General features: G+C 67.4%; 17 protein-coding genes. 8 read left to right on the forward strand and 9 right to left on the reverse strand.

Features of this window, described 5'->3' with window-relative positions:
• Window positions 1-3: 3 nt before the first annotated feature.
• Genes AC07UW_RS11245 through AC07UW_RS11255 form a run of 3 tightly spaced genes read right to left on the reverse strand, consistent with a single transcriptional unit; the run spans window position 4 to window position 1,227 of the window.
• Window positions 4-219 carry a membrane protein gene (locus tag AC07UW_RS11245; RefSeq protein ID WP_032976798.1) on the reverse strand — a complete coding sequence of 72 codons (216 nt, stop codon included), beginning with the start codon at window positions 217-219 and terminating at the stop codon, window positions 4-6.
• Complete coding sequence (locus tag AC07UW_RS11250; protein ID WP_313250345.1) at window positions 216-860, reverse strand: RNA polymerase sigma factor; 645 nt, start codon at window positions 858-860, stop codon at window positions 216-218. Before AC07UW_RS11250 ends, AC07UW_RS11245 begins: the two co-directional genes overlap by 4 nt.
• Before the next feature lie 37 nt (window positions 861-897).
• Window positions 898-1,227 carry a hypothetical protein gene (locus AC07UW_RS11255; protein ID WP_099844143.1) on the reverse strand — a complete coding sequence of 110 codons (330 nt, stop codon included), beginning with the start codon at window positions 1,225-1,227 and terminating at the stop codon, window positions 898-900.
• Window positions 1,228-1,393: 166 nt separating this feature from the next.
• On the opposite strand from AC07UW_RS11255, the gene AC07UW_RS11260 reads away from it, so the two are divergent.
• The 6 genes from AC07UW_RS11260 (at window position 1,394) to AC07UW_RS11285 (ending at window position 8,553) form a co-directional block, all read left to right on the forward strand.
• Complete coding sequence (locus AC07UW_RS11260) at window positions 1,394-3,766, forward strand: S9 family peptidase (protein ID WP_495212069.1); 2,373 nt, start codon at window positions 1,394-1,396, stop codon at window positions 3,764-3,766.
• Window positions 3,763-4,182 (forward strand): NUDIX hydrolase, encoded by a 420-nt coding sequence (locus AC07UW_RS11265; protein WP_495212070.1) that lies wholly within the window; start codon window positions 3,763-3,765, stop codon window positions 4,180-4,182. The genes AC07UW_RS11260 and AC07UW_RS11265 overlap by 4 nt, the downstream gene beginning before the upstream one ends.
• A gap of 30 nt (window positions 4,183-4,212) precedes the next feature.
• Window positions 4,213-4,776 carry a hypothetical protein gene (locus tag AC07UW_RS11270; RefSeq protein WP_336022622.1) on the forward strand — a complete coding sequence of 188 codons (564 nt, stop codon included), beginning with the start codon at window positions 4,213-4,215 and terminating at the stop codon, window positions 4,774-4,776.
• A gap of 37 nt (window positions 4,777-4,813) precedes the next feature.
• Window positions 4,814-5,995, forward strand: coding sequence for a hypothetical protein (locus AC07UW_RS11275; RefSeq protein ID WP_495212071.1), 1,182 nt, complete (start codon window positions 4,814-4,816; stop codon window positions 5,993-5,995).
• 10 nt (window positions 5,996-6,005) lie between these two features.
• Window positions 6,006-6,902 (forward strand): oxygen-dependent coproporphyrinogen oxidase, encoded by an 897-nt coding sequence (hemF, locus tag AC07UW_RS11280; RefSeq protein WP_312788025.1) that lies wholly within the window; start codon window positions 6,006-6,008, stop codon window positions 6,900-6,902.
• A 130-nt stretch (window positions 6,903-7,032) separates the two neighbouring features.
• Complete coding sequence (locus AC07UW_RS11285) at window positions 7,033-8,553, forward strand: hypothetical protein (RefSeq protein ID WP_495212072.1); 1,521 nt, start codon at window positions 7,033-7,035, stop codon at window positions 8,551-8,553.
• Window positions 8,554-8,590: 37 nt separating this feature from the next.
• Here the strand turns inward: AC07UW_RS11285 and AC07UW_RS11290 are convergent, their stop codons facing one another.
• Together AC07UW_RS11290 and polA are read right to left on the reverse strand one after the other, a co-directional pair.
• Window positions 8,591-9,073 carry a DUF421 domain-containing protein gene (locus AC07UW_RS11290; protein ID WP_312109265.1) on the reverse strand — a complete coding sequence of 161 codons (483 nt, stop codon included), beginning with the start codon at window positions 9,071-9,073 and terminating at the stop codon, window positions 8,591-8,593.
• A gap of 315 nt (window positions 9,074-9,388) precedes the next feature.
• Window positions 9,389-12,163, reverse strand: coding sequence for a DNA polymerase I (gene polA / locus AC07UW_RS11295; protein WP_495212073.1), 2,775 nt, complete (start codon window positions 12,161-12,163; stop codon window positions 9,389-9,391).
• Between the two features lie 97 nt (window positions 12,164-12,260).
• Here polA and AC07UW_RS11300 point away from each other — a divergent pair, with 97 nt between their 5' ends.
• The gene (locus AC07UW_RS11300; RefSeq protein WP_025878043.1) at window positions 12,261-12,545 is read left to right on the forward strand and encodes a DUF2782 domain-containing protein; all 285 of its coding nucleotides are present in this window, start codon (window positions 12,261-12,263) and stop codon (window positions 12,543-12,545) included.
• Between the two features lie 251 nt (window positions 12,546-12,796).
• Here the strand turns inward: AC07UW_RS11300 and AC07UW_RS11305 are convergent, their stop codons facing one another.
• From AC07UW_RS11305 to AC07UW_RS11320, 4 genes are all read right to left on the reverse strand, one after another.
• Entirely contained in the window at window positions 12,797-13,243 is a 447-nt protein-coding gene (locus tag AC07UW_RS11305; RefSeq protein ID WP_025878044.1) for a universal stress protein, read from the reverse strand.
• A gap of 219 nt (window positions 13,244-13,462) precedes the next feature.
• Window positions 13,463-14,479, reverse strand: coding sequence for an RNA 3'-terminal phosphate cyclase (gene rtcA / locus AC07UW_RS11310; protein WP_025878045.1), 1,017 nt, complete (start codon window positions 14,477-14,479; stop codon window positions 13,463-13,465).
• 81 nt (window positions 14,480-14,560) lie between these two features.
• The gene (locus tag AC07UW_RS11315; RefSeq protein WP_134833270.1) at window positions 14,561-15,787 is read right to left on the reverse strand and encodes an RtcB family protein; all 1,227 of its coding nucleotides are present in this window, start codon (window positions 15,785-15,787) and stop codon (window positions 14,561-14,563) included.
• 528 nt (window positions 15,788-16,315) lie between these two features.
• Entirely contained in the window at window positions 16,316-17,863 is a 1,548-nt protein-coding gene (locus tag AC07UW_RS11320; RefSeq protein ID WP_495212074.1) for an RNA-binding protein, read from the reverse strand.
• Between the two features lie 187 nt (window positions 17,864-18,050).
• Between AC07UW_RS11320 and rtcR the strand changes: the two genes are divergently transcribed.
• Window positions 18,051-19,643, forward strand: coding sequence for an RNA repair transcriptional activator RtcR (rtcR, locus tag AC07UW_RS11325; RefSeq protein WP_025878051.1), 1,593 nt, complete (start codon window positions 18,051-18,053; stop codon window positions 19,641-19,643).
• The last annotated feature ends 47 nt before the right edge of the window (window positions 19,644-19,690 follow it).

Genomic DNA, 19,690 nt, shown 5'->3' on the forward strand with positions numbered 1-19,690 from the left:
CGTTCACCGCCAGAAATACCAGACGCCCATCGCCAGCAACGCGCCCAGCAACACGATCTGCACCACCGCATAGCCCACGCTGCTGTCGCGCGACTCGGACGCAATCCGCTTCTGCAGCGCTTCGCTCACATCCGGCACCTCGTCCTGCCTTACCTGTTCATGCAAGGCCTGCGAGAGCGCACGCTCGTCGGGTTCGCGGGAATCGGTTGGTCGGCTCACAACAGTTCTCCGGCGGTGGCGTGCTTCACCAGCTCCTGTTTCAGGACATGGCGCGCACGGTGCAGGTGGCTCTTGATGGTACCCCGGGCCAGCCCGGTCACCTGCTCGATCTCGGCCAGATCAAAATCCTCCAGATAATGCAGGCCCACGATCAGGCGCTGCGGCGCACTCAATCGCTCCAACGCCGCGCCCAGTTGGCGGCCGGCCTGCAGCGCCTCGCTGAGTTCGGCCGGGCCCGGCCCTTCATCGCCGATACCCAGCTCTTCAGGTACCTCCACCGCCACCATCCACTGCGCTTCCAGCCGCCGCCGCCGCAGGTGCTGCAGTGCGGTGGTGTAGGCCACGCGCGAAATCCAGGTCCGCAACGAAGATTCAAAACGGAACCGGTGCAGCTGGCGGAACACGGCCAGGAAGGTTTCCTGCAGCAGATCGGCCACCTGGTCGCGGTCGCCGACCATGCGCCCGATCACATGCGCGCAGGTGCGCTGATGTGTTTCCACCAACTGCGCGAAGGCCGCTTGCGAGCCGTCGATGATCGCGCCCACCAGGGCACGGTCATCCTCCCACGCAGAGGGCTCCTCCGCGGGGACATTGCGCCGCCGCCCCCGCAGTGCGGCCAGTGCTCCCCCCAGAAGGCTCATGCGGGGGGCGCCCCTTGTGCCCGCAGCATGCGCCGGCTCAGCCCTTGCGCACAGCAGGGCGGGTGAAGTGCCAAGCCAGCAGCTGGCCCAGCCCTGCGCTGCCGACCAGCGCGGCAGCTGCGCCGAACGTCAGGTCGCGTGCACCGATGGCCTCCAGCAGCGCCATGGCCAGCGCCAGGCAGACCAGGCTGATGCCCCAGCGCAGGGCACCCTGGCGGCGGCGTTCCTCCTCCAGCACCGCCAGCGAGCGGATGACTTCCTCCGGCACGTGCGGTGCCACCAGCTTGCTGCGCGCACGCGCATCGGCGATGGCATGGATCGCATAGGCGATGCAGATGAAGAGGGTGATCGGGATGAGTTCCTGCATGTCGTGCTCCTGTCCGGTAGATGATGCGGGTTCAGGAGATTGGATGCGCGACCCTGCCGACCGGTTGCACCGCTTTGCCGATTCCGCTGCCATGACCTGTGGCCCCTGCCCGGGGCCGGGACGGCTGCTACGCTTGCCCGGTTTCCTCTTCTGGTGCCGTCCGCCCATGTCCCGAGTGCTGCCCCTGTCCCTCCTGCTGTCTGCCGTGCTGGCCGCTCCGGCCGCGCAGGCTGCGCCGACACCGATCACCATCGAACAGGCCATGGCCGACCCGGACTGGATCGGTCCGCCGGTGGAGAAGGCCTGGTGGTCGTGGAACAGCCAGCAGGTGGAGTACCAGCTCAAGCGCAACGGCAGCCCGGTGCGCGACACCTTCCGCCAGCCGATCGCCGGTGGCGTGGCCGCGCAGGTGGCCGATGACCAGCGCGGCAGCCTGGACGTGGCCGATCCGGTGTACGACCGCAGCCGCACGCGTAGCGCGTTCGTGCGCAACGGCGACGTGTTCGTGCGCGACCTGCGCAGCGGCGCACTGACCCAGCTGACCCGCAGCAACGAGCGCGCCAGCGGTGTGAACTTCGCCGCCGACAACGGCGTGATCTGGCGGGTCGGCCAGAACTGGTTCCACTGGACCGCCGCCAGCGGCGTGCAGCAGGTGGCCAGCCTGAAGGCCGAAAAGGATCCCAGCACGCCGCCGAAGGCCGACGTGCTGCGCGACCAGCAGCTGCGCACGCTGGAAACCCTGCGCCGCGACCGCGAACAGCGCGAGGCGCTGAAGGACCAGGACCAGCGCTGGCGCCAGGCCGACCCGACCCGCGCACCGGGTCCGGTGTTCCTGGGTGCCGACGTGGAGATCGTCGACAGCGTGCTGTCGCCGGACCTGGGCCACCTGATCGTGACCACCAAGCCGAAGGACTTCGATGACGGCCGCGGCGGCAAGATGCCGCTGTACGTGACCGAGTCGGGCTACGAAGAAACCGAGGACACCCGTCCCCGCGTTGGCCGCAGCGGCTTCGAGCCGCACACCCTGTGGTTCGTGGATGTACGCAGCGGCAAGGCCGAGAAGCTGTCGCTGTCCAGCCTGCCGGGCATCGGCACCGATCCGCTGGCCGAGCTGCGTCGCAAGGCCGGCAAGGACGCGCTGAAGGGCGACCGCAGCGTGCAGGTGATGAGCGACTTCATGGGCGGTGGCATCCGCTGGAGCGCTGACGGCCAGCAGGCCGCGGTGATGCTGCGCGCCAACGACAACAAGGACCGCTGGATCGTCAGCGTTGCTGCCGCCGACGGCCGCGTGCAGAACCGCCACCGGCTGACCGACAACGCCTGGATCAACTGGGGCTTCAACGATTTCGGCTGGATGGCCGATGGCCGCACGCTGTGGCTGCTGTCCGAGGAATCCGGCTTCTCGCACCTGTACACCCAGGCCGGTGGCGGCAAGCCGCAGGCGCTGACCAGCGGCAAGTGGGAAACCTCGGCGCCGGTGCTGTCGGCCGACGGCAAGGGCTTCTACTTCCTGTGCAACCAGCAGGCCCCGCATGACTACGAAGTCTGCGCGGTCGATACCGCTGCCCGCCAGGTGCGCGAGCTGACCAACCTCAATGGCGTGGAAGATTTCTCGCTGTCGCCGGACGGCCAGCAGCTGCTGGTGCGCTATTCCGGCGCCTACCTGCCGGCGCAGCTGGCAGTGGTGCCCAGTACCGGTGCCGGCCAGGCCCGCGTGCTGACCGATACCCGCACCGCCGACTACAAGGCGCGCCAGTGGATCCAGCCGAAGCTGGTGGCGGTGCCGTCCAAACATGGCGCCGGCGTGGTCTGGGCCAAGTACTACGAGCCGGAAAACAAGGAACCCGGCAAGAAGTACCCGGTCGTGATGTTCGTGCACGGTGCCGGCTACCTGCAGAACGTGCACCAGCGCTACCCGGCCTACTTCCGCGAGCAGATGTTCCACAACCTGCTGGTGCAGAAGGGTTACCTCGTGCTGGACATGGACTACCGCGGCAGCGAAGGCTATGGCCGCGACTGGCGCACGGCGATCTACCGCAACATGGGCCACCCGGAGCTGGAAGACTACAAGGACGGCCTGGACTGGCTGGTCGACACCCAGCAGGGTGACCGTGACCACGCCGGCATCTACGGCGGCTCCTACGGCGGCTTCATGACCTTCATGGCCCTGTTCCGTTCGCCGGGCACGTTCAAGGCCGGCGCCGCGCTGCGCCCGGTGGTCGACTGGCACCAGTACAACCACGGCTACACCAGCAACATCCTCAACACCCCGGACATCGATCCGGAGGCGTACCGCGTGTCGTCGCCGATCGAGTACGCACAGAACCTGCAGGACAACCTGCTGATCGCCCACGGCATGATGGACGACAACGTGTTCTTCCAGGATTCGGTGAACCTGACCCAGCGTCTGATCGAGCTGCACAAGGACAACTGGTCGATCGCGCCGTACCCGCTGGAGCGCCACGGCTACGTGCGTGCTGATTCCTGGCTGGACCAGTACAAGCGCATCCTCAAGCTGTTCGAGCAGAACCTGAAGTGAGTGCTGCCGCGGCCACGATCTACATCGTGGCCGCGGTCATCCTCGATGACCGTGGCCAGGCATTGGTCGTGCGCAAGCACGGTGCCAGCCGCTTCATGCAGCCGGGCGGCAAGCCCGAGCCGGGCGAGGCGCCCCTGCAGGCACTGGCACGCGAACTGGACGAGGAACTGGGTGTACAGCTGCACACCGCTTCGGCCATCGCACTCGGGAGTTTCGAGGACTGGGCGGTGAACGAGCCCGGCCATCGCGTGCAGGCGCAGGCCTGGCGGGTGTGGATCGAAGGTGAGCCGTGCGCGCGTGCGGAGATCGCCGAACTGGCCTGGGTACCGCTGCAGCCGCCGCACGGCCAGCCCTTGGCACCCTTGAGCGAACACCATATCCTGCCGGCGGTCGCTGCCCTGGCGACGGCCCGCTGACCCGGCGGGCATCGCTCACCCGGACAACGGATGTCAGCTTCGATTCCCTCGATTCCCGCACCCGCCCCACCCCCACCCAACAACTGGGTCGGCGCGGTGGCGCAGGGCTCGTTTTGGCTGAGCCTGCTGGTCACCCTCTATTTCCTCGCGCAGGCGCTGATGGCCGCGGTACTGGCCCGCACCGGGTTCTGGACCACGCTGGTGACACTGGCATGGGAACAGCAGCTCGACGGCAGCCTGTGGTGGATGCTGAAACACCCGGCGGCCACCTCGCTGCTGGTTGCCCTGCTCTGCCTGGTCTCGACCCTGGCCAGCTGGGGCCTGTGGCGCGAGCGACGCTGGGGCCTGTGGGCCTATGTGTGGATGCTGGGCCTGAGCGCGCTGGCCAACTTCGTGATCGCCTGGTGGATGGACCGCCTGCTGCTGGTGTTGATCGCGCTGCTCGCCAGCGACCCCACGGCGCAGCATGAGCTGCAGGTGCAGCGTGTGCTGTTCACCCTGACACTGGTCGGTACCTCGGTGCTGTTCGCGGGGCTGCAGGGCTGGCTGGTTTGGCGCCTGCTGCGACCGGACATCCGCTGCCGCTTCCGCTGACTCCCCTCCCGCGTTCCGCCTTCGACAAGGATGTCGCATGCCTGCCCTGCTCCGAATGCTTCTGGTCGTCACTGCGCTGCTGGCCACCCCGCCGGCGCCGGCCGCAGCCTCCGCTTCCACGCCCGCGCCGCTGCGATGTGGCCGGTACGTCAATGCGCAGAATGATGCCGCGCTGGTGATCGATTCACACAACCGGGGCCGTCGCCTGGCGACGGGCTTTGATCTCGAATCGCTGCAGATCGAACGCGATGGCAACGGCCTGGTGCTGGTCAACCTGGATGACGGCGTGGCAACAGCGCTCACTGCCAGTGCTGATGGCAGACGCATCAACGACACGCTGCAGGACTACCAGCTGCGTGCACCGGCGGTCTGCCAGCCGGTGGCCGTGAACGCCGCCGGCAGCTGCCTGGCCGATGCGAACCGCTGCATGGCTCGCCTGCACGCGGCGACGCCGCCGCAGCTGCTGACCGCCTGCCAACAGGGCGTGGGCGCGGCCTGCAGCGGCCTGTTGCTGGGCTACGTGGACGATGCGCTCCTCGCCGCCGCGTCTGCCAAGGGCGTAGCGCTGGCTACCGCCGCACCGGCGCCCTGCACCACCGATGCGGAGCGCGAGGAGGTACTGACCTGCCGTGATGCCCGTCGTGACGCGTTGGCCGCCGCCGTGGCACAGGCCAGCGGCCAGGCGTTCGCCCGTGGCATCGATCCAGCGTGGGTGGAACTGCCGGCGGCGCAGCGCGACCAGCTGCAGCAGCTGTGCCTGCAGCAGCGTGCTGGCCGCTTCTGCACCGAAGTGGCCGAGCAGCAGTTGAATGCGCGCGATCCGCGGGCGGCCGTGCAGGCGTTGCAGGTGGTCTGCGATAGCGGTCGCTACAGCGCATGCGAACGGGTCGAGCCCCTGCAGGCACTCGGTGCTGCATTGCGCCTGGTCGATGCGACCGAGTCGCCCTGTGGCCTGTACCGGGCCGACGGCGGCACCCTCGATGCGGTTGCGTTCGGTGACGATGGCTACGCGACGATCGGTGGCCAGCGCTCGCAAGTACGCCTGTTGGACGGTGCCATCCACCTGCGCAATGACCACGGCAGCGATCATGTGCTGCGCCTGCTGGCCAATGGCGACCTGCTGGGCATGGATGCCTGGACCGGCTACCAGCGTTACCAGCGCCAGCCGGGCACGACGCAATGCGCAGCCAGCGAGGGCCCGCGCACGTCCCTGCGGTAAAGTACGCGCCATGAACGAATTCGAGCGCGTTCGCGCCTACCTCACCGACCTGCAGGACCGCATCTGTGCGGCGATCGAGTCCGCCGATGGCCGGGCACGCTTCCAGGAAGACCTGTGGCAGCGTGCCGAGGGCGGCGGCGGTCGCACCCGCGTGCTGCGCGATGGCGCAGTGTTCGAGCAGGCCGGCATCGGCTTTTCCGATGTGGCCGGCAGCCGCCTGCCGCCCTCGGCCTCCGCCAACCGGCCAGAGTTGGCCGGTGCCTCATGGCGCGCCACCGGGGTGTCGCTGGTGTTCCACCCGCTCAATCCCTACGTGCCGACCACCCACGCCAACGTGCGTTTCTTCCAGGCACAGCGCGATGGCGAAGTTGTGGCCAGCTGGTTCGGCGGTGGCTTCGACCTGACCCCGTTCTACCCGTTCGACGAGGACGTGCAGCACTGGCATCGGGTGGCACGCGATCTGTGTGCACCGTTCGGTGAAGAGCGCTACGCGGCGCACAAGCGCTGGTGCGATGAGTATTTCTTCCTGCGCCACCGCAATGAGACGCGCGGTGTGGGTGGTCTGTTCTTCGATGATCTGCACGGCGATTTCGAACGCGATTTCGCCTACCTGCGTGCGGTCGGCGATGGCTTCCTCGATGCCTACCTGCCGATCGTGCAGCAGCGCAAGGACACGCCCTACGGCGAACGCGAGCGCGAGTTCCAGCTGTACCGCCGTGGCCGCTACGTGGAGTTCAACCTGGTCTACGACCGCGGCACGCTGTTCGGCCTGCAGAGCGGCGGCCGCAGCGAGAGCATCCTGATGAGCCTGCCCCCGCGCGTGCGCTGGGAGTACGGCTTCAGCCCGGAAGACGGCAGCGCCGAAGCACGCCTGGCCGATTACCTGGTGCCCCGCGACTGGCTGTAGGCGCTTCGGGCACGGGACGCTGCACGCGTTGCCGCTGCGCAATCCCGGCACCGCCGCCCGCGCGGCGGTGGCCCCGCTGCGGCGTGCTCCGCTTCATTCCCCCTCTTGTTTTGAATCAAGGAAGACCGTGATGCCCGTTGTTGTTTCCCTACGCCGCCGGATGACCACCTGGCGCGCCATGCTGCTGCTCGCGCTGGCCGTGCCCAGCCTGCCGGTGGCTGCGCAGTCGATGGCCTGCGGCACTTACCTGCAGGACGATGGCAACGCCAGCCTGACCATCGAAAGCGAAGCCCACGGCTTCCTTTCGGGCCCCTACCAGGCCACGGAACGGCTGCGGCTGGTACGCCAGGACAACCTGCTGGGCACCGGCAACCTGTCCACCGGCCGCCTGGAGAACTGGGAGTTCAGCGACAACGACCGCACGGTCACCGGCGGATACCACACGTTCCACCTGAAAGCAGCGGCCGCCTGCAAGCCGGTACCGGAGATGGTCGAAGGCAGCTGCATGGCCGACACCAGCGACTGCCTGGAGGCACTTCCCGAGGCCGCGCCCATGCAGCTGCACGCCTGGTGCAGCGAGGGCGTGGAGGCGGCCTGCACCCAACTGCAGGAGACCTACCAGCGCCAGGCCGAGGAGGCGCAGCCGCAGCGTGCCCAGGCCGAGCCGCAGATGCCGCCCTACTGCCGCGATGACGCATCGCCCGAGGAGGGAGAAGCCTGCATGGCCGTCATGAAGGCCATGGCCGGCGAACTGATGGGCAGGGCAGTGATGGGCCTGGAGCGGACGCTGGACGCACCGCTGCCAGGAGCGCAGCTGGACGAACTGGCGGCGCTGTGCGCGCAGCAGCAGGGCGAGTCGTTCTGCAGCAACGTGGCCGAGGCGCTGTGGAACGGCGGACGCCTGCAGCAGGCGCAGCAGGCCCTGCAGCGCTCCTGCACGCAGCGCGAGGGCAGTTACGCCTGTGGCCCGGCCAAGGGCTTGGCGATGCTGACCCCGCTGGCGCCGGCGGCGCTGACCCCGGTCGCGGCTACCGCGCTTCCCTGCGGCCGCTTCGAGGCCGAGCTTGGCCTGCTGTCGCCGCTGCGGTTCCTGGATGCCGGCCTGGTCGAAGTGGAGGGTGTCGGCACCCGCCTGCGCGCACGCGTGCAGGACGGCAGGATCCTGATCAGTCGTGACGTCGGCAGCGATTTCGTACTGCAGCCACTGAGCAACGGAACCCTGGCCGGGATGGACAAGGACAACCGCTACGGCTACTACCAGCGCATGGACAAGTCCGCGACGAGCTGCCAGCCGCCGCCGGCATTCGTGGAGATTCCGCAGCCGCTGGACTGCCCGATCCTGGCCCGCAAGGGCGGTGCCGCGTCATGCTGCAACGACGGCAAGCTGCTCGGCTGCAAGGTCGCGGGTGAGGAACTGCACAGCGCGGAGAAGTGGGCGCAGGCCCAGCCCTATTTCATCAAGCTGTGCAGCGCCGGCGTGCGCGATGGCTGCCTGGGGCTCGCCGCAGGCTATGCACATACTGCCGACCCCAAGGTACCGCAGACGATGGCGGCGATCTGCGCCAAGGACGGCAAGGGCACCCATGTAGCCTGCGATGTGGACGCCACACGTGACTGGGCGGGCATGAAGGCGCAGGCCGCGGAGCAATAGCAGCAAGCGCAGCGCCACGACGGCCCACCGCACCCGCTCACTCGTCCTTGCGCTTGGGAATGATGGTGATGTGGCCGTTGGTTTCCAGCAGCGCCAGTTCCACCTCTTCCACGCCGATGCAGCTCTGCTGGCGCATGGCGACCTCGAAATCGGCGCGGCTGACCAGCTCGCGCCGCAGCACACTGTCGAAGAGCTTGCCGTTGCGCGCGATCACCACCGGTTCGCCCTCGATCAGCCGTTCCATGCGGCGGCTGCGGGCGGTGATCCAGCCTACGCCATAGTTCAGCAGGATCAGCGTGGCGGCCAGCAGCAGGCCGCCGGCCAGCGAGGTGTCGGTGCCCAGCAGTGCGTTCTGCACCGCGTTGCCCAGCAGCACGATCAGCAGCACGTCGAACGGGGTGACCTGACCCAGCGCGCGCTTGCCGCTGAGCCGGACCATGCCCAGCACGACTGCGTAGACCACCACCGCGCGCAGGATGAATTCCCACCACGGCATCGCCAAGTCGAACAGATCGGGCATTGCGGGTTTCCCTGCTGGGCGGTGGCCCAGCGTGGCGCAGCAGCGCAGAAATAAAAAGCCCCGCTGACCAGGGGGAGGTCAACGGGGCCGGGGAACGGGCGCTTGGGGAGGAGCCCCCGTTCCGAGATCTGCTCCAGGGGATGGGAGAGATCCACGACAGGCATTGCGCCTGTCGGGAGTTATAGAAGCACTCCGAACACTAACGGTTCGTGAAGGGGCCCAATTTAATAAACACCCATCAGGGAAACATTCATGTTTGAGTCAGAAACATCATGCAAATGAACGAATTCACGGCGTTTTCGGCCTGAATGCGACTCAGTGCGCCTCATCCCAATTACTGCCAGTACCGGTATCGACCACCAATGGCACCCGCAATTGTGCCGCTTGCGACATGCGCTGCACGACATTGCTACGCAGTTCTTCGATGAAACCGGCTTCGGCTTCGAACACCAGTTCATCGTGCACCTGCAGGATCATCCGCGCCGGTGCGCCGCTGTCACGCAGCCATTTGTCCACATCGACCATGGCGCGCTTGATGATGTCGGCGGCGGTGCCCTGCATCGGTGCATTGATCGCCGCACGTTCAGCGCCAGCACGCAGGCCCTGGTTACGTGCATGAATGTCGTTCAGGTACAGCCGGCGACCGAACAGGGTCTCCACGTAGCCCTGCTCGCGGGCCTGCTCGCGCATGCGCTCCATGAAGTCACGCACGCCCGGATAGCGGCTGAAGTACAGCGCCACGTAATCCTGCGCTTGGCCGCGGTCGATGCCGAGGTTGCGGGCCAGTCCGAACGCGCTCATGCCGTACATCAGGCCGAAGTTGATCGCCTTGGCCGCGCGGCGCTCGTTGCTGGTCACTTCTTCCAGGGTGCGGCCGAACACCTCGGCGGCGGTGGCGCGATGCACGTCGGCGCCCTGCTCGAAGGCCCGCACCAGGCCCGGGTCTCCGGACAGGTGGGCCATGATCCGCAGCTCGATCTGCGAATAGTCGGCCGCCAGCAGCTGGAAGCCTTCCGGGGCGATGAACGCACGGCGGATGCGGCGGCCATCCTCGGTGCGGATCGGGATGTTCTGCAGGTTCGGATCGGACGAGGACAGGCGGCCGGTGGCGGCACCGGACTGGTGGTAGCTGGTGTGCACCCGGCCGGTTTCTGAGTTGACCATCTCCGGCAGCTTGTCGGTATAGGTGCTGCGCAGTTTGGCCAGGCCACGGTACTCGAGGATCACCCGCGGCAGCTCGTGCTGCTCGGCAATCGCCTCCAGCGCCTCTTCGTTGGTGCTGGGCTGGCCCTTGGGGGTCTTCACCACCGCCGGCAACTTCAGTTCGTCGAACAGCACCGCCTGCAGCTGCTTGGGCGAATCCAGGTTGAAGCTGCGCCCGGCCAGTTCGGTGGCCTTCTGCTGCGCGGCCAGCATGCGCGAGGACAGGTCCTGGCTCTGCCGGCGCAGTTCGTCGGTGTCGATCCGCACGCCATTGGCTTCGATGCTGGCCAGCACCGGCACCAGCGGCATCTCGATGCTGCGGTACACGCTGTCCAGGGTCGGTTCGGCCAGCAGCTGCGGCTGCAGCGCGTGGTGCAGGCGCAGGGTGATGTCGGCGTCTTCGGCGGCGTAGCGGCCGGCCTCGTCGATGCCTACCTGCGAGAACGAAATCTGCTTGGCGCCCTTGCCTGCCACGTCCTCGAACTTGATGGTGTTGTAGCCCAGGTAACGCAGGGCCAGCGAATCCATGTCGTGGCGGGTGGCGGTGGAATTGAGCACGAAGCTCTCAAGCATGGTGTCGTCGTGGTAGCCCTGCACGTCCACGCCATGGCGGCGCAGCACGTGCAGGTCGTACTTGCCATGCTGGCCCAGCTTCTTCTTCGCCGGGTCCTGCAGCACCGGCCGCAGCGCATCGAGCACCTGTGCCAGCGGCAACTGTGCCGGCGCGCCGGGATAATCGTGGCCGACCGGGATGTAGGCGGCCTTGCCCGGCTCCACCGCCAGGCTGATGCCGACCAGGCGCGCACGCATCGCATCCAGTGCGTCGGTCTCGGTGTCGAAGCTGATCAGGTCAGCCTGCTGCACGCGCGCAACCCAGGCCTGCAGCTGCTCGGTGGTCAGCACGGTCTCGTACTCGCCGGGCGCCGACAGCGCCGGATCGAGCTCGCCGACGGGCGGCGCTTCGGCGCTGCCACGGGCAAAGCCGGCCGCGGTGCCACGCAGGCTCGGCGTCGCATCGTTGGCCACTGCAGGCGCCGGTACCGGCCCGCCCAGCTCCTTCAATGCCTGGGTGAAGCCGTAACGCAGGTACAGCTCGCCCAGGGTGGGCACATCCGGATCGCGCAGGGCCAGCGTGGTCGGGCTGGCGTCCAGCGCGACGTCGGTGCGGATGGTCACCAGCTCCTTGTTCAGCGGCAGGCGCTCCAGCGCGGCGCGCAGGTTTTCGCCGATCTTGCCCTTCATGGTCGGCGCCGCTGCCATCACCCCGTCCAGATACTGGTATTCGGCCAGCCACTTGGCGGCCGTCTTCGGCCCGCACTTCTCCACGCCGGGCACGTTGTCCACGGTATCGCCCATCAGCGCCAGCAGGTCGACGATCTGGTCGGCGCGCACGCCGAACTTGTCCATCACCGCCGCGTCCGAATCCATGCGGCTGCCGGTCATGGTATTTACCAGTTCGATGCCCGGGCGCACCAGCTGGGCGAAGTCCTTGTCGCCGGTCGAGATGGTGACCTTCAGGTCCTGTGCCACGCCCTGCAGGGCGAGGGTGCCGATCACATCATCGGCCTCCACGCCGTCGATGCGCAGGATGCTGATGCCCAGCGCTTCGACGATGCGGCACATCGGCTCGACCTGGCTGCGCAGTTCATCGGGCATCGGCGGGCGGTTGGCCTTGTACTGGTCGTACAGGTCATCGCGGAAGGTCTTGCCGGGGGCATCGACGACGAAGGCGACGTAGGCCGGGCGCTCCTTCAGCGTCGAGCGCAGCATGTTGACCACGCCGAACAGCGCGCCGGTGGGCTCGCCCTGTGCATTGGACAGGGGCGGCAGCGCGTGGAACGCGCGGTACAGGTAACTGGACCCGTCGATCAGGACTAATCTGCTCATGCGACGATTCTACGCGCCCATGCCTGCACCGCGGCGACACGGCAGCGACGCGACGATGGGGCATAATCAAGGCTCTTTCCAGGCAAAGGCCCCGCCGATGAAGACCCTGATGCTGGCTTCCCTGCTCCTGCTTGCTGGCTGCGCCAGCATGGGCGGTGCGGGCGCTCCCCCGGTGGACGTCAAGGGCGCCGATGTCTCCAAGCGGACCATGGACAACGGCGACACCATCGAGGAATACCGGGTGTCCGGCCAGTTGCGCATGGTCAAGGTGACGCCGGCACGTGGCGCCCCGTTCTACATGTATGACAAGAACGGCGATGGCCGCTTCGACAATGACAAGGATGGCGTGTCGCCGGTGTACTGGAAGCTGTACAGCTGGTGATGTGGCCGGGGTCGGATCCCTTTCCACGGGAAAGGGCTCTGACCCCATCAAGGCAATCGGCACGGCCCATCCACGCATGGCGTGGATCTACTGGGCATTGCGATGGCCCCATCCGCGCATGGCGTGGACCTTTGACGGTGAACTGGAGTAGATCCACGCCATGCGTGGATGCTCTTCGGGCCGTATAAAAAACAACGCCGGCGCGCATCCTGCGGCCGGCGTCGGGTCCCCTCCCCGGGAACGCTTCCGTATCAGCGGATGACCAGCACCGGCAGCGTGCTGCGCGCCAGCACCTCGGCGGTCTGGCTGCCCAGCAGCACGCGGGTGACGCCGCGGCGGCCGTGCGAGGTCATTACGATCAGATCGCTGTTGCGCTGGCCCGCCGTCTCGATGATGCCGTCGGCCGCGTAGCGGTCCAGCACATGCACCGGATTCGCGGTGATGCCCTGCTCGGCCGCCTTGGCCAGGGCCGGCTGCAGCACCTTCTGCGCGCCTTCCTCGCGGTCGGCCTTGTACTCCGGGCTGTTCATGTAGCCCACGCTCCAGCCCATGGCGTCGTACATGCCGACGGCCCAAGGCTCGGAGACGGTGACGATGTCGACCTCGGCGTTGAGGTCCTTGGCCAGCTCCAGGCCCTTGGCCAGGCCCTTGTCGGCCAGCTCCGAGCCATCGGTGGCGATCAGGATGCGCTTGTACATGGTGGGGCTCCGCGGTGATCCAGCCAGTGGGAACGACACCATTACACAGCCTGTGTGGAGATCGTGCCTTGCGCAGGATCAATCCGGCAGCGCGCAGCGATGCCTGCGCAGCGGGCGTTGATCAGCCGATGCGCCGCCGGGCATCGCCCGGCGCGACGCGCCCAGGATCGACAGGCGACTGGAATGCTCCGGTAGCGCCGGGCCACGCCCGGCGGGCACTCAGGCCTGCACCGTCACCCGCCAGCCACCGTCGTGCGGCTGCCAATCGAATTCCACCGGCAGGAACTTCTCGATCAACCGCGCATTGCTGACCAGGTGATCGCTCAGCACGTGGGTGGTGAACGCGCCGCCGCCTGCCAGCGCCATCGGCAGCAGCAACTGGTCGGACAGGTACTCGCCAACAGCACCGGTCCCGTCCAGGTATTGCTTGACCTGCCCGGCCAGGCGCGCCCCGACCTGCTCGGCGGAGACACTGCGCTCGCCGTGGCCGCTGAACACCTCCACGTGATCACCATGACGCACGCGCACCAGGGCGACGTTGCCCGGTCCCAGCGCCGGCCGTATCGACTGCACGTTGCGCGGGTGCGGGTCCACGCCCAGCGTCTCGGCCAGTACCTGCAGTTCGCGCAGGCCGATGCCGCTGGACAGGCCGGACATCAGCACCTGTGCCTCGATCGCCTGCAACGGTGCACGCACCTCCAACGACGGCGGCTGCAACGCCGCGCACGGCTGCACCTGCACCTCCATCACGCCGCCACCGGCTGGATGGAAGCCGTGCTGTAGCAGCTGCATCGACGCCTGCACGCCCATCCGGCCCAGCGCCGGCAGATAGCTTTGCGCGATGAAATCCGCGCTGGGTGCCAGCGGGTTGTGGGTACCGCCTTCCAGGCGCAGCTGCGAGGGCCCCTGCGCGCGCCACAGCGCGGGCAGCACGGTCTGCAGCACCAGCGTTGCCGAGCCGGCGCTGCCGGTCGCGAAGTGGTAGGTGCCGGCGCTCACCCGCCCCGGCTCGAAGCGCAACGAGGTAGCGCCCAGTTCTGCACCGTGCACACAGGCGTTGCCGACCCGCGCCGCAGCGTTTACCGCGGTCAGGTGCTGGCGCATCAACCCCGGCTTGCGCCGGATCGCGCGGATGTTGTGCAGCGTGAAGCCGGTGCCGGTACACAGGCTCAGGGTCAGTGCCGAGCGCAGCAGCTGTCCGCCTCCGTGCCCGCCATCCAGTTCAATCATGTCCATCTGTCTGTTCCTCCGTGCCCGTTGTTCGATGCCGGGCCTTGCTGCCGTGCGCGGCGCAGTGTACGCCGCGCACGGGTTGCCTCATCCCTTCACGCACACCACCTGGCGCAGCGTGTGCACGATCTCGACCAGATCGCGCTGGGCCTCCATCACTGCCTCGATCGGCTTGTAGGCCGCCGGCGATTCATCCACCACCTCCGCATCCTTGCGGCACTCCACGTGCGCGGTGGCCTTGGCGTGGTCATCCACCGTGATCAGCTTGCGTGCCTGGGTACGGCTCATCACACGGCCGGCACCGTGGCTGCAGCTGTGGAAGCTGTCCTCGTTGCCGAGGCCACGCACGATGAAGCTCTTGGCCCCCATGCTGCCCGGAATGATGCCCAGTTCGCCCTTGCGCGCACTCACCGCACCCTTGCGGGTCAGCATCACTTCCTTGCCGAAGTGGGTCTCGCGGTTCACGTAGTTGTGGTGGCAGTTCACCGCCTCGGCCTCGGCCTCGAACGGCTTGCTGATCACCGTGCGCACCGCAGCCACCACGTTGCGCATCATCACCTCGCGGTTCATGCGTGCGAAACGCTGCGCCCAGTCCACCGCGAACACATAGTCGCCGTAGTGCTGGCTGCCCTCGGGCAGGTAGGCCAGGTCCTGGTCGGGCAGGTTGATCATCCAGCGGCGCATTTCCTGCTTGGCCAGCTCGATGAAGTAGGTGCCGATGGCATTGCCTACGCCACGCGAACCGGAGTGCAGCATGAACCACACGCGCTGCTCCTGGTCCAGGCAGACCTCGACGAAGTGGTTGCCGGTACCCAGCGTTCCCAGGTGCTTGAGGTTGTTGGTGTTCTTCAGGCGCGGGTGACGCTCGCAGATCAATGCGAAGTCATCCACCAGCTGCGCCCAGCCTTCCACCGCCAGTTCGGGCGGCGTGTCCCAACTGCCCTTGTCACGGCCCCCGCGGGTGACGCTGCGGCCGTGCGGCACCGCCCGCTCGATCGCGCTGCGCACCGCCGACAGGTTGTCCGGCAGGTCGCTGGCGACCAGCGTGGTGCGCACCGCGATCATGCCGCAGCCGATGTCCACGCCCACCGCTGCAGGAATGATCGCGCCGATGGTCGGCACTACCGAACCCACGGTCGCGCCCTTGCCCAGGTGCACGTCGGGCATCACCGAGATCCACTTGTGGATGAAGGGCAGCTTGGCGATGTTCTGCAGCTGCTCGCGCGCCTGGTCTTCCAGCGGCACGCCGCGGGTCCACAGCTTGATCGGTGCAGCGCCCGGCTGCTGGATCACGTCGTAATTGAGGGTGGTCATGGTGATGTTTCCTTTCATCCAAAGCAAAAACAAGGAAGGTGCGGTGACAAAGGGGGTGGAACATTCCGTCGTCCGCGTTGCCGCGGAGGACGGCCGGGACTTGAACCCGACCCCGAAGGGCTTCCGATGTAGTTCCACCTGCATTCCCCGCGCAACGAAAGCGAAGGTGCCGGCAACACGACAAGAATCTGGAGGAACATCCTGCTCTACCACTGAGCTACCGCCGCGTTACCGCGGCAGGCGGGAGTCGAACCCGCGACCTGGAGCTTAAGGGGCTGTAGTTCCTCCGGCATTCGCGCTGCCGGCATTGAAGCGGTGGCACCGTTGCCGGTGCCGTTAGAAAAGGTGCGGTGACAAGGGAGGTGGAACGTCTGCTTCCTCACGACAGGCAGGAAACGCGGGACTCGAACCCGACCCCGAAGGGACAACCAATGTAGTTCCACCAGCATTCACCGCAAAAACGAATTCCTGGCCCTGCCCGGCTGGCCCCATTGCCAGCCGGGCGGTCCGTGCGGCCTCCCTGCCGCCTTACAACGCCATGTCCTGGATGCGCTCGACCCAGCTGCTGCCGTCCTCGGCCGCAGCGGCGTACTGCGCCATCAGGTCGAACACCGCATCGCTGAACCCACCGATGTGCAGCACGTCACCGCGCTGCACGGTCTGGCTGCTGGCCACCGGCTGCAGGTCGATGCACACCAGCCGCGCCTGTGGGCAACGACGCTTGAGTGCATCCCACTGCAGCATCGTGGCCGTCTGGCCGCCCTGGCGGGTGTCACGCCAACTCTCGTTGTCCGACACCATCACCACCAGGTCCACCGGCTCGCGCCGCAGGTTGAGGTAGTGCAGCGGCGCGCTGACCGACGTACCACCGCCGTTGATCGCCAACTGGCGGGCCAACGTCATCACGCTGTCGCGCGGGTTCAGACGCACGTGGCGCACCTCGGTATCGAACGGCAATACCTTGGCCTGCGGCTGCCCGCGCAGCACGCAGGCTGCAACCAGCGCCGCCACGTCCACACAGCGCGCCGCCGTACTGGCACCCTTGCGATAGCCGGTCACCGGCGACTGCATGGAACCGGACACGTCCACCGCCACCACCACCCGCCCGGGCAATGCCGGGGTCGACGCCGTGGCGATCTCCATCGCGTCCTGCAACGCTTCCAGGATCGGCGCCGGCAAGCCACCGCCGGCGTGAAAGGCCATCAGCAGCTGGTAGGGCAGTACGCGGGCACGACGCACCTGCTGCGGATCACGCAGGCGCTCTGCGATCACCTGCACCATCGCCGGATCGTCGAACACGCCATTGCGGGCGAACGTGTTGAGGTTCATCCGCATCGACTGCCACGATGCATTGCGGGCCAGTGCCGACCACTGCGCCGCGTCCAGCGGCAGCGTGCTGTAGTACTGGAACGGCAGGTCCGGCGGCAGTCCGCGCGGGTCACGCTTGAACGCCTCGTACGCCTGCACCACTGCCGGCAGCTGCGCCTCGTCGTACGGACGACCGATGATCCATGCATACAGCGCCTTGCGCTCGGCGTTGGCCGGCTTCGGGTGCACCATGCGGATCAGGTCGGCCAGCGACGGCTGCTGGCCGATCGCCGCACGCACCAGCGTTTCCGGCGACGCCTGCTGGATCCACTCACGCACCCTGCGCTTGGGCAGCGAGCCCAGCGAACGACGCCCCACCTGGCCACTGCGCATGATCTGCACGAAGGTGCGCAGCTGGCGACCGTTGTCGATCACCCGCGGGAACGCCAGGGCGAACGCCTCCGGATCGCGCAGGCTCAGCACCGCCAGCAGCAGTGCCGGCATGTCCTTCATGTGCGCAACCTGGCGGGCGTACAGGGCCGTGCGGGCGATGAAGCGCGGCTCGACCTGCGCGGTCAGCGCCAGCACCTGCTGCAGCTGTGCCTCGGCGTCGCTGTAGAAGGTGTTGTTCAGGCACCCGGTGGCCGCATACAGCGCCAGCGCCGCACGCGGGTCGCGGCGGTAGGCCAGGCCACCGGCTTCATTGACGGTGTCTGCCTGCGGCGGCTGCGGCGTGCGCATCCAGGAGAAGAGCGAAAGGTTGGCCATGCTGATGTCCTCGGCGGGAACAGCCCGCGTCGTGTCTTGCCGGATATAGAGCAATGGCCGTGCCAACTTTTGCGAAACCATCGCATGCTATTGATTTTTAAGTGATTTCAATAGAAGAAGGCCATCCTACCCAGCGGGCATTGGCGAAAAGATATATATTTCCCGCGCATCTTTTATAGGAATGGATATGGCGCGTCGGCAGGTGGTATTCGGCATGCTGGGCACCCAGCTCGACGCAGGCGAGGGTCCGGGCCGCTGGCAGAAGTGGCGCCCGACCGTTTCGCTGGGCATGCATGAGGATTTCCTGCCTGACCGCATCGAGCTGCTGCTGGATGAGCGCCGCTACAGCAAGCTGGCGCGCGTGGTCTGCGAGGACCTGGCGCAGGCCGCGCCGGGCATCAGCGTGCAGCGTCACGACACCTACCTGGCCGATCCATGGGAATTCGAGGGGGTCTACGCCTCCCTGCACGACTTTCTCGCGCGCTACCCGTTCCAGCCGGAGGAGGAGGACTACTACGTCCACATCACCACCGGCACGCACGTGGCGCAGATCTGCTGGTTCCTGTTGACCGAGAGCCGTCATTTCCCCGGACGGCTGCTGCAGACCTCGCCACCGCGCAAGCAGGACGGTGCCGCCGGCACGTACGCGATCATCGACCTGGATCTGTCGCGCTACGACCACATCGCCCAGCGCTTCGCCCAGCAGCAGCTGCTGGATCGCGACCTGCTGAAGGGCGGCATCGCCACCCGCAACGCCGCCTTCAACCGGATGATCGAGCAGATCGAAACGGTGGCGACCCGCTCGCGCGCGCCGATGCTGCTGATGGGACCGACCGGCGCCGGCAAGAGCCAGCTGGCCAAGCGCGTGTTCGAGCTGAAGAAGCTCAAGCACCAGCTGCCCGGTCGCTTCGTCGAAGTGAACTGCGCCACGCTGCGCGGCGACGGTGCGATGAGCACCCTGTTCGGTCACACCAAAGGCGCCTATACCGGCGCTTCCAGCGACCGTGCCGGCCTGCTGCGCTCAGCGCACCAAGGGCTTCTGTTCCTGGACGAGATCGGCGAACTCGGCCAGGACGAACAGGCGATGCTGCTGCGGGCGCTGGAAGAGAAGCGCTTCCTGCCGGTCGGCAGTGACCGCGAAGTGGAGAGCGATTTCCAGCTGATCGCCGGCACCAACCGCGATCTGCAGCAGTCGGTGCTGGAAGGCCGCTTCCGCGAAGACCTGCTGGCGCGCCTCAACCTGTGGACGTACCACCTGCCCGGGCTGGCGCAGCGCATGGAAGACATCGAGCCGAACATCGAGTTCGAGCTGGAGCGCTGGTCGCTGGACCAGCATGCGCGGGTGCGCTTCAACACCGAGGCGCGCACGCGCTATCTCGCATTCGCCACCAGCCCGGAAGCGGCGTGGCGTGGCAACTTCCGCGACCTGGGCGCGTCGATCATGCGCCTGGCCACGTTGGCCAGCGCCGGGCGCATCCAGATCGAGGGTGTGGAAGACGAGATCGCGCGCCTGCGGGCACAGTGGCGCGGCGGCGATGCGCCGTCTCCGCTGGATGCCCTGCTGGGCGAGGCCGTGGACGCGCTGGACCGTTTCGACCGCGTGCAGCTGGAAGAAGTGGTGCGGGTCTGTGCACGCTCGAAGTCGCTGTCCGCCGCCGGGCGCGAGCTGTTTGCGGTCTCGCGCACCCAGCGCGCCAGCACCAACGACGCCGACCGCCTGCGCAAGTACCTGGCGAAGTTCGGGCTGGACTGGGAGCAGGTGCGGGGGCCGGCCCGGTAGCGCGACGGCCCGGCTTGCGCGTGCACCGGTCACGGCGCATGCTCCGG

This window comes from Stenotrophomonas sp. GW821-FHT02D01, from assembly GCF_059421765.1.

Excerpts from the sequence above, each read along its gene's own strand:
- AC07UW_RS11285 (WP_495212072.1), top strand. The coding sequence starts at position 7,033 with ATGCCCGTTGTTGTTTCCCTACGCCGCCGGATGACCACCTGGCGCGCC.
- rtcR (WP_025878051.1), top strand. The coding sequence starts at position 18,051 with ATGGCGCGTCGGCAGGTGGTATTCGGCATGCTGGGCACCCAGCTCGAC.
- AC07UW_RS11290 (WP_312109265.1), bottom strand. The coding sequence starts at position 9,073 with ATGCCCGATCTGTTCGACTTGGCGATGCCGTGGTGGGAATTCATCCTG.
- AC07UW_RS11250 (WP_313250345.1), bottom strand. The coding sequence starts at position 860 with ATGAGCCTTCTGGGGGGAGCACTGGCCGCACTGCGGGGGCGGCGGCGC.
- AC07UW_RS11300 (WP_025878043.1), top strand. The coding sequence starts at position 12,261 with ATGAAGACCCTGATGCTGGCTTCCCTGCTCCTGCTTGCTGGCTGCGCC.
- AC07UW_RS11255 (WP_099844143.1), bottom strand. The coding sequence starts at position 1,227 with ATGCAGGAACTCATCCCGATCACCCTCTTCATCTGCATCGCCTATGCG.
- AC07UW_RS11305 (WP_025878044.1), bottom strand. The coding sequence starts at position 13,243 with ATGTACAAGCGCATCCTGATCGCCACCGATGGCTCGGAGCTGGCCGAC.
- AC07UW_RS11315 (WP_134833270.1), bottom strand. The coding sequence starts at position 15,787 with ATGACCACCCTCAATTACGACGTGATCCAGCAGCCGGGCGCTGCACCG.
- rtcA (WP_025878045.1), bottom strand. The coding sequence starts at position 14,479 with ATGGACATGATTGAACTGGATGGCGGGCACGGAGGCGGACAGCTGCTG.
- hemF (WP_312788025.1), top strand. The coding sequence starts at position 6,006 with ATGAACGAATTCGAGCGCGTTCGCGCCTACCTCACCGACCTGCAGGAC.
- AC07UW_RS11275 (WP_495212071.1), top strand. The coding sequence starts at position 4,814 with ATGCCTGCCCTGCTCCGAATGCTTCTGGTCGTCACTGCGCTGCTGGCC.
- AC07UW_RS11260 (WP_495212069.1), top strand. The coding sequence starts at position 1,394 with ATGTCCCGAGTGCTGCCCCTGTCCCTCCTGCTGTCTGCCGTGCTGGCC.
- AC07UW_RS11320 (WP_495212074.1), bottom strand. The coding sequence starts at position 17,863 with ATGGCCAACCTTTCGCTCTTCTCCTGGATGCGCACGCCGCAGCCGCCG.
- polA (WP_495212073.1), bottom strand. The coding sequence starts at position 12,163 with ATGAGCAGATTAGTCCTGATCGACGGGTCCAGTTACCTGTACCGCGCG.
- AC07UW_RS11270 (WP_336022622.1), top strand. The coding sequence starts at position 4,213 with ATGTCAGCTTCGATTCCCTCGATTCCCGCACCCGCCCCACCCCCACCC.